Genomic DNA, 8295 nt, shown 5'->3' on the forward strand with positions numbered 1-8295 from the left:
TTGAAATCATTTGGATATCACCTACATACAGTTAATAAAACCATTATAGAGTAAAAAGGCAGTTGAAAGTTCGATATAATCGAACTTTCAACTGCCTAATTTAATAATGGACTTTTTCAGTGGCCTCATTGATTGGCAGGTGGTTTTTTATTATTCTTTCTTTAAAATCATCGTGTTCGGCAAGTAAATCCATTACAACTTAGAAACATAATGAGTATTCTCTTACTTTCCCATCTAAAAACCTATATATTAAATGGATTCGAGTAAAGCCCATAGTAAAATCCGCGTTGATTCAATAGGTCACGATGATTTCCTTGCTCAATCAGTTCACCATCTTTAATGACTAAAATCCGATCAGCTCGTTCGATTGTCTTTAATCTGTGGGCGATGACAAAGCTCGTTTTCCCTGCCGTTAAATTTTGCAGACCCTTTTGAATTTCAAGCTCTGTTCTTGTATCAATATTAGATGTAGCCTCATCTAATATTAAAATATCAGCATCTGCGAGGATTGCCCTTGCGATTGATAACAATTGCTTTTGTCCTTGGCTGATATTATCTCCACCAGCGGAAATCACCGTCTGATATTGATTCGGTAAATGTTTAATAAAGCCATGTGCTGATGCTGTTTTTGCTGCTTGAATGACCTCTTCATCTGTCGCTTCAAGTCTTCCATAGCGGATATTTTCCATAATGGTCCCTGAAAATAAATAGGGATCCTGGAGGACAATCCCAATGCTTTTTCGTAAGTCCCTTATTCGATAATCCTTACTATTCATTCCATCGATTATTATTTCACCTGAATTGATATCGTAAAAGCGAAGAAGCAAGTTTATGATCGTTGTTTTACCGGATCCTGTTGGTCCAACTAAAGCAATCATCTCGCCAGCTTTTGCTGTAAAATTAATGTGCTTTAAAGTCTTCTTTTCATCATCATAGCTAAAATCTACATCATGAAACGTAATATCACCTTGAAGCTTGTTTACGGCAACAGCCTCTTTTTTATCTTTTAAATCAGGTACTTCATCCATTGTTTCAAAAACTCTTTCTGCTCCTGCAATTGCAGCTTGGAGAGCATTTAATAAGTTTGAGATTTGATTGATTGGTCTTGAAAATTGCCTTGAATATGTCACGAATGAGGCTAGTACCCCAATGGTTGTCATTCCTTTTAACGTCATAACGGCTCCCACACCAGTGACAAGCGCCAAGCCTAAGCTACTTATAAAGTTGTTTGTTGGTCCAAGAAAGCCAGAGAACATATCCGCACGCATGGCCGACTGTCTCAACCGTTCATTAATAGCATCAAATTGAGTAAATGTCTCCTTTTCCTTCCCAAACAATGTGATCACTTCGCCACCACTAATTGATTCCTCAATAAATCCATTTAATTCCCCTAAGTCCTTTTGTCGCTTTGAAAAGTTTTTCCGACTTATCCCTACAATTTTCCTGGTAATAAACAGCATTAATGGAATGGTGATTAAGGCTACGATTGCTAAGACCCAGTTTAATGAAAACATGGCAATCGTAACTCCTGTAACGGTTAACAGAGTCGATATAATTTGAATGACACTTTGGCTCAATGCTTGATTTAAGTTATCTATATCATTCGTGAAACGACTCATTAAGTCGCCATGCTTGTGTCGATCAAAAAATTTTAATGAGAGCGTCTGTAGCTTTGTAAATAAATCCTCGCGAAGAGTACCAATTGTTTTCACGGCTATATTAACCATCATGTAGGCCTGCAGCCAAGTAAAGAGTGATGCTGCAGCATAAATTCCAAGAAGCATTGCTCCCATTCTTATTGTTCCAGATACATCTTTTGGAATAATGTAATGGTCAATAATCACCCCAATATAATATGGGCCTGCCAAGCTTAACAAGGAGGAAAGGATGACAAATAGTGTTGATAACAACAAACCCACTTTCTGCCTCTCCATATAATTCCAAATCCTAAACAGAGTGCCTTTTGGATTTTTTGATTTTGCACTTGGTGCTTGGATTCTTCCTTTTGGCCCTGCACCACCTGTTGATTGTTGTATTCTTGCCATACTATTAATTTGATTACTCAACAGCTACCCCTCCTATCTGCGCTTGTGTCGTATAAATTTCTTGATAGAGTGGACAACTTTCGAGCAATTCATGATGTGTCCCCATGCCAACAAGTGCACCATCGTCCATGACGACAATTTTATCTGCGTTGATAATTGATGAAATTTTCGAGGCAACCACAAACGTCGTTGTCTCATGAAAATCAGATTCCAATGCTTGTAGAATTGTCGCTTCCGAACTAGCATCGACTGCAGATGTTGCATCATCTAATATAAGAATCGCTGGTTTTCTGACAAAGGCTCTTGCAAGTGATAAACGTTGCTTTTGACCACCTGAGAGGTTTGTCGCACCTTGAGTTAATTGACGATCGAATTTATCCGCAAACTTCTCAATAAACTCGGTTGCACACGCATTTCTAGATGCTGCCTCAAGCTCTTCATCTGTCGCTGTTGCTTTACCAAACCTAAGATTCGTCTTAATACGACCAGAAAACAACATTGGCTTTTGCATAACATAACCAATTGATGAACGAAGGGTTTCTAGCTTAATGTTCCTCATGCTGACACCGTCAACAAGAATGTCGCCATGATCAACATCATACATTCTTGGTAATAGCTTTACTAACGTCGATTTTCCACTGCCAGTCGGGCCAATAATACCAATCGTCGCTCCTTTAGCGGCGGTGAATGAGATATTCTTTAGAACATGTTCACCATTTTTACTATAAGAAAATGAAACATCTTTAAATTCTACTTCACCTTTAATAGAAGAAACTTGCTCTGAAACTACATATCTTTCAATCTCATTTTCCGTTTCTAACACTTGCTGAATCCTTTCAGCGGAAGGGAACGCTCTAATGATTTGCATTAGAACCATACTGCTCGTCATTAACGCCATCAAAATGATATTCAAATAGTTGATAAATGCTAGAATCACTCCAACTTGAAGCGTACCTTCATCTACCCGTATCGCTCCAAGCAATAGCGCAATCACAATCCCGATATTAATCACAAACATTAATATTGGCATTAGAATTGTAATGATTTGGTCTGCCGTCATTGTCGTTTTCGTTAACGAATCATTCACCTTTTTAAAAAGACCAATTTCATAATCCTTTCGCACAAACGCCTTTACAACTCTAATCCCAGCTATGTTTTCCTGTAGCTTTGTATTAAGGCGATCCATACCTTCCTGTACTCGTTTAAACCATGTACCTGCTTTTCTTGAAAGAAAGATAATGAAAAATAACAAGATGGGGATTAAGACAAGAAGAATCGGAAAAAGCTCCCGTGCCTGGAAATAGACAAGGATGATACTTCCAATAAATAGTAGCGGTCCTCTTACCAACACACGAAGTGTCATCATTAAGGCTGTTTGAACTAATGTCAAATCGCTTAATACAATCGTAATTAATTTCCCACTACCAATCGAATCGCGGTTTTTACTTGAGAAATGTTCAACCTTTTTAAAAACATCTCGTCTAATATCTGTTGCGAAATTCACCGCTGCACGCGTACTATACACAGTACACCCAGCACCACCGAGTAAGCCAAAAATCGCTGAAACAATCATCAGAGTACCCATTTGTATGACATATGCCATGTCATCATTCGCAATTCCATGATCAATCATTTTTTGCATAATAAGCGGCTGCGCGAGATCCATTGTAACCTCTAATGCCATTAATAATGGGGCAAGTATAACAAAAAGCTTATAAGGCTTTGTGTATGTCAACAACTTTCTGACAGAATTCATTCATCCAACTCCTACTTATCTCGTTTTCTTTCTTGCTGCTCTGACCAGTTAATCAACTGTTCACGCCCATTTTTTATAATTGAAACTACTTCACCTGCAAGTGATGGATCATGCATGATACTCCTCATTGCATAGAGAAACTCTAAATGGTATTTCTCCATTTCTTCCCGCACTAATACCGCTTCCTTTGATTGCTTCCACATCAAGCGGAGACGCCACTGCTCCCAAAAGATATCGTCCCCATCATGAATCATCTCTGATAAAAACTCCAAGCCATTTGAATTTAACGAATAAACCTTTTTATCCGCTTGCTCATCAACAGAGATTAGCTCTTTATCATGTAAATCCTGTAAAGCAGGGTAAATCGTACCGGCACTTGGAAGATAAAAACCATCACTTCTTTCTTCTAATAGCTTCATCACTTGATAGCCATGCCTCGGCTCTTCCTTTAAAAGTTGTAGGATTGCTAATTGGATGAAACCTCTGCGCTTAGTGGATTTCGATTTCATTTTCCCTCTAAGGTGTGGAGGTTTTTCGAAAAGATGACGAGCGCTTTTCAAGCCTTTTCCTGTTATGAAATAAGCCCCCTCGTTGTTTAATTGAATGATTTCCTCCTTCAGTAATTGCTCAATTACTAGTTTACTCGCTTGATTTTCTTCACCAAGAATTTGTAATAATTCCTGTTCCTTTAGGTTCTTTCGACTTAAATATGTAAGGATTGTCAGGGTGTCTTGATTTTTTAATGACGACATACTACACCTCCGAAAGCATTTTATTTATTACGATTTATTTTAATCGATATATATATAAATGACAATTATTATATCGATTATTTTTTTCGACACATCTAAATATTTTGCCTATCAGACATCCACTCTCATAGTGAAACTACAAAAAAGACTCCCCTATTGTTTGTTTTAACTAATTTAGCAGTCTTCTTTTATTATTATTTTATTACTACGGTTACTCCAAAAGCGAACGACTTATCGAAGTTAATGCATCAAAATAATGGCCTAGCCTTTTCGTGTTAGTTTTACTGCTTTTTTTCAAATTTGTATAGTATAATGAGGTTTGTTTAACTATGTAAAATGGAGAAGTAGACTATGCAAAACATTCATACAAAAACCAATTACTTAAAATTACTATTCCTTTTATTAACTCCGGTACCAGCGATTGTTTTGGGGGCTTTTGTCATGCATTTTCATGGAGTTCCGATAACGATTTGGATACAAAATATAGTTTGCGTACTTACAGGTTGGCTTGTTTGTTTAGGATTTTTGGTTAAAAAAGGGGTCAGAGATCATTTTGTGAGGAGATGGCTTTATCTTGCATTCATTATTTTATTGATCCCTTTCGCAAATTCAGGTATTGATGGAGTTCATCGTTGGATAAATATAGGGCCGGTAAAGTTACATATCTCAAGTATTTTGCTACCATTTTTATTGATTTCCATATGGAAGCTTGCAAGAAATAATCATTGGTGGTTAGCATCGATCACAGCAGTTGGAATCTCTATTACACTTAGTTTCCAGCCCGATGCAGCGCAAACAACAGCTTTTACTCTAGCAATACTGGTTGTTCTTGGTTCCATGGCTAAAGGACATTTTCTTCGCTTGAGTTTTCTTATGCTTATGTTACCTATTATGATTATTCCGTGGATATTTTTGGATTCACTCGCTCCAGTCCCTCATGTAGAGGATATTCTTACATTAGCAAATAACTTAGGGAGCTCTTGGTTTATTAGCGGATTGATTTCACTTGTGATCTTACCAAGCCCATTTTTATTTTTCTCACCGCTAAAATACAGATCCTTATCAATTGGACTTGCTGTCTATTTTATAGCAACTTTACTCACACCACTTTTTGGACATTTTCCAGTCCCTTTAATGGGATATGGTATTTCGCCAATTCTCGGGTATTTTATTGCACTAATTTGGTTCATAAAATCCCATAATTTGCAGTAATCGATTTCAAGTTAATTGCTTCAAATATCTTTTGTTTTCATAGACATCTAGCTACATCTAATTCAAAGAAATAAGAAGAAGACAAAAATTAATTTCTCCCATTGCTAGTACTAATCTAACATGTGTAACTTTTTTTCATTTTACCCCAAACATTTGAGTGAAAAAAATCCATCCGTGAGAGTCTCGGATGGATTTTTTCACTGGCGGAATATTAAGCCAAACATGTCTATAGTAAGACTTGTAGAATTCACCAGTTAGTCATTATGATCATGCTGTCATCTATCAAAGTTCATTAGCTAACTGGATAAACTGTTTTATGATCTGCTAAAATAATCAAATGGTTTTCACCATTATTGAATTCAATTCGTGCATCTGAAGAGTAATACCATGCTTTCTCGTTTTCTTTCACTTCAAAAAGATTCAATTCTTCTTTCAACTTTAGTACCTCTTGGACTTCATCCTTTTTAACAGGCAGTGAAATTTTCCAATTATTATTCTTTTGCTCAATAGCAAATTGATCTGTTTGATATAAAAGGCGACTCCCAATCGCATGTCTAATCATTAACATCTTACTCACCACCTGGTAAATCAATTAGCATAAAGAAACTATCTTGATTTGAAGTAATCGTTAATTCCTCTGTATCGGTAATACGGGCATCATCGCGACGTCCTAATGTAGATTCTTGGTTTAATCCTAGTTCTCCCTCAATTGTAAAGACATAGATCTTTCTACCCTTTTCTTGACGGAAAACCAGTTCCTTTCCTTTGTCTAGTTTTGATAAATAAATCGTTAAATCAGTATGAATTTTTGCTACTTGTTCAGAAGGGGATGGTGATACTACTGGCAAGAGATTATTTTTTAACTTATCTAGATCAAAGGTGACGTCCTCATATGACGGCGTTAATTTACTTTCGTCAGGAAAAAACCACAGTTGCAAGATACTTGCCTCTTCATTATCAGATGGATTAAATTCTGAATGAAGGATTCCAGTTCCTGCACTCATACGCTGAATGCTACCATATTGAAGATTACCACTGTTCTTTAAACTATCTTCATGCTTAAGTGTACCCTTTAATACAATTGAGACAATTTCCATTTCTCGATGAGGATGAAGTCCAAACCCTTTTCCTGGTTGAATTGTGTCATCATTTAAGACGCGCAGAGCTCCAAAACGAATATTTGATTCATCATAGTACTCTCCGAAGGAAAAACTAAAATTGCTTTCTAGCCAATCATTTTTTGCTGAATAACGTGATGCTGCTCGATTAATTTGAATCATTTCTTTCACCTCGTACTTCCTAAATGTCAGGGAATTTTATTAAAATCCGGATTATATATTGACACAAAATATCTTTAGATTGAGATATTTGTATACAAAAACAAGTATAGATGGAGATAAATACTTTTTTCTCGAATGCAAATATCTTGTATTCAAAGTAATTTTAAACCTACTAAAAGTAACTGTCAATTTTTTTATGCAAATTTAATTCTACTATTTTAATAGCGGACATAGCCAAATTTAGTATGGTAAAATATTGACTTTTAACGAAAAAATGGTGCTACTACGATCATTACGATTGAAAAACAAATCAAGGAAACACTAATTTTCTTTGATAGTTTCTCCTTTCCTTTTCCCTTATAAAACCCTGAAAATTGAAGACGATTTCTATACAATACAAAAAGTAAAAGTAAAATTGCTACTCCAACAAACCAACCACCTGTAGTATTATCTAAATTGATTTCTATACTAGCATAGAACACATTAACTAATGCTCCTAGCAAACTGCCAAGAATAAAGATAATAGCAATGATGCGAAATAATTCTAAGATAAGCCTAAGCATGATTCATTCCTCCTCTTTTAATTCCTTGCAACGTAACCACTATTAGTAATTTAATATAGAAGATACAAATCATCTACATAAAGAATTGGGTATAAATTAACCTATTTGATTTTTGAACATTTCAGAGATCTCGATACAAACTTAATTGAAATTTACTTAGCTTTTGATTGACATAGTAACCAGCTCCTTCAAAACCATAACATGTTATATAAAACCATAACAAATCGTAGGTTTTATGAAGTAGGGAACAAAACAAGGTTTTGCCCGACCCTTCGCTGGTGAGGGTCTAGTTGCTAAAGCCACCCAAGTCTTTCGGTCTCCGAAGAGCACACCAAGGGGCTGGAGTTACCAGAACTGCCTGAACCCCCACACAGCAATCCTTCTATCGGAATTTTCACACCGAAGTGTCTGTGCAGAAAAACAAGCTTAAAGGTTTTGATTCCATAGAGTTAAAATGGAAACTTTATTTCGCTATTAAACGAGATATCGGAAACAATAAAATCTTGTAAAAAGCAATGTTTTCCATTCATTTTTATTTTTTTCATCTTTTTTAGTAGGTCATCATGCCATTTCTTTACTACTTTCCAGTGTTTGAATAAGTCCGAAAGAGGTTGTCCCTTTTTTGCTTCCTTTGCAAAAAGGACTGACAACAATTCTTTCGGTATTTTTTCTTCAAAACCCAACCCT

General features: G+C 36.1%; 8 protein-coding genes. 1 reads left to right on the forward strand and 7 read right to left on the reverse strand.

The window, feature by feature from the left end; all coding sequences use genetic code 11:
• Positions 1 to 242 precede the first annotated feature (242 nt).
• Genes K9V48_RS26310 through K9V48_RS26320 form a run of 3 tightly spaced genes read right to left on the reverse strand, consistent with a single transcriptional unit; the run spans position 243 to position 4553 of the window.
• The gene (locus tag K9V48_RS26310) at positions 243 to 2045 is read right to left on the reverse strand and encodes an ABC transporter ATP-binding protein (protein WP_438803926.1); all 1803 of its coding nucleotides are present in this window, start codon (positions 2043 to 2045) and stop codon (positions 243 to 245) included.
• Positions 2046 to 2058: 13 nt separating this feature from the next.
• Positions 2059 to 3801 (reverse strand): ABC transporter ATP-binding protein, encoded by a 1743-nt coding sequence (locus K9V48_RS26315; protein WP_224142048.1) that lies wholly within the window; start codon positions 3799 to 3801, stop codon positions 2059 to 2061.
• An 11-nt stretch (positions 3802 to 3812) separates the two neighbouring features.
• The gene (locus K9V48_RS26320) at positions 3813 to 4553 is read right to left on the reverse strand and encodes a PadR family transcriptional regulator (protein ID WP_224142049.1); all 741 of its coding nucleotides are present in this window, start codon (positions 4551 to 4553) and stop codon (positions 3813 to 3815) included.
• Positions 4554 to 4904: 351 nt separating this feature from the next.
• Here K9V48_RS26320 and K9V48_RS26325 point away from each other — a divergent pair, with 351 nt between their 5' ends.
• The gene (locus K9V48_RS26325) at positions 4905 to 5765 is read left to right on the forward strand and encodes a hypothetical protein (RefSeq protein WP_224142050.1); all 861 of its coding nucleotides are present in this window, start codon (positions 4905 to 4907) and stop codon (positions 5763 to 5765) included.
• A 292-nt stretch (positions 5766 to 6057) separates the two neighbouring features.
• Here the strand turns inward: K9V48_RS26325 and K9V48_RS26330 are convergent, their stop codons facing one another.
• The 4 genes from K9V48_RS26330 to K9V48_RS26345 all read right to left on the reverse strand — a co-directional run.
• A complete protein-coding gene (locus tag K9V48_RS26330) occupies positions 6058 to 6333 on the reverse strand; it encodes a hypothetical protein (protein ID WP_111615338.1) in 276 nt (91 codons plus the stop codon).
• 1 nt (position 6334) lies between these two features.
• Positions 6335 to 7045, reverse strand: a complete 711-nt coding sequence (locus K9V48_RS26335; RefSeq protein WP_224142054.1) for a pirin family protein — start codon at positions 7043 to 7045, stop codon at positions 6335 to 6337.
• Positions 7046 to 7308: 263 nt separating this feature from the next.
• A complete protein-coding gene (locus K9V48_RS26340) occupies positions 7309 to 7608 on the reverse strand; it encodes a hypothetical protein (RefSeq protein WP_224142051.1) in 300 nt (99 codons plus the stop codon).
• Between the two features lie 449 nt (positions 7609 to 8057).
• The coding region (locus tag K9V48_RS26345; protein WP_224142052.1) for a hypothetical protein at positions 8058 to 8295 on the reverse strand (238 nt) is incomplete at its 5' end.

Source organism: Metabacillus rhizolycopersici, assembly GCF_020075705.1.

Excerpts from the sequence above, each read along its gene's own strand:
- K9V48_RS26320 (WP_224142049.1), bottom strand. The coding sequence starts at position 4,553 with ATGTCGTCATTAAAAAATCAAGACACCCTGACAATCCTTACATATTTA.
- K9V48_RS26315 (WP_224142048.1), bottom strand. The coding sequence starts at position 3,801 with ATGAATTCTGTCAGAAAGTTGTTGACATACACAAAGCCTTATAAGCTT.
- K9V48_RS26325 (WP_224142050.1), top strand. The coding sequence starts at position 4,905 with ATGCAAAACATTCATACAAAAACCAATTACTTAAAATTACTATTCCTT.
- K9V48_RS26330 (WP_111615338.1), bottom strand. The coding sequence starts at position 6,333 with ATGTTAATGATTAGACATGCGATTGGGAGTCGCCTTTTATATCAAACA.
- K9V48_RS26310 (WP_438803926.1), bottom strand. The coding sequence starts at position 2,045 with ATGGCAAGAATACAACAATCAACAGGTGGTGCAGGGCCAAAAGGAAGA.
- K9V48_RS26335 (WP_224142054.1), bottom strand. The coding sequence starts at position 7,045 with ATGATTCAAATTAATCGAGCAGCATCACGTTATTCAGCAAAAAATGAT.
- K9V48_RS26340 (WP_224142051.1), bottom strand. The coding sequence starts at position 7,608 with ATGCTTAGGCTTATCTTAGAATTATTTCGCATCATTGCTATTATCTTT.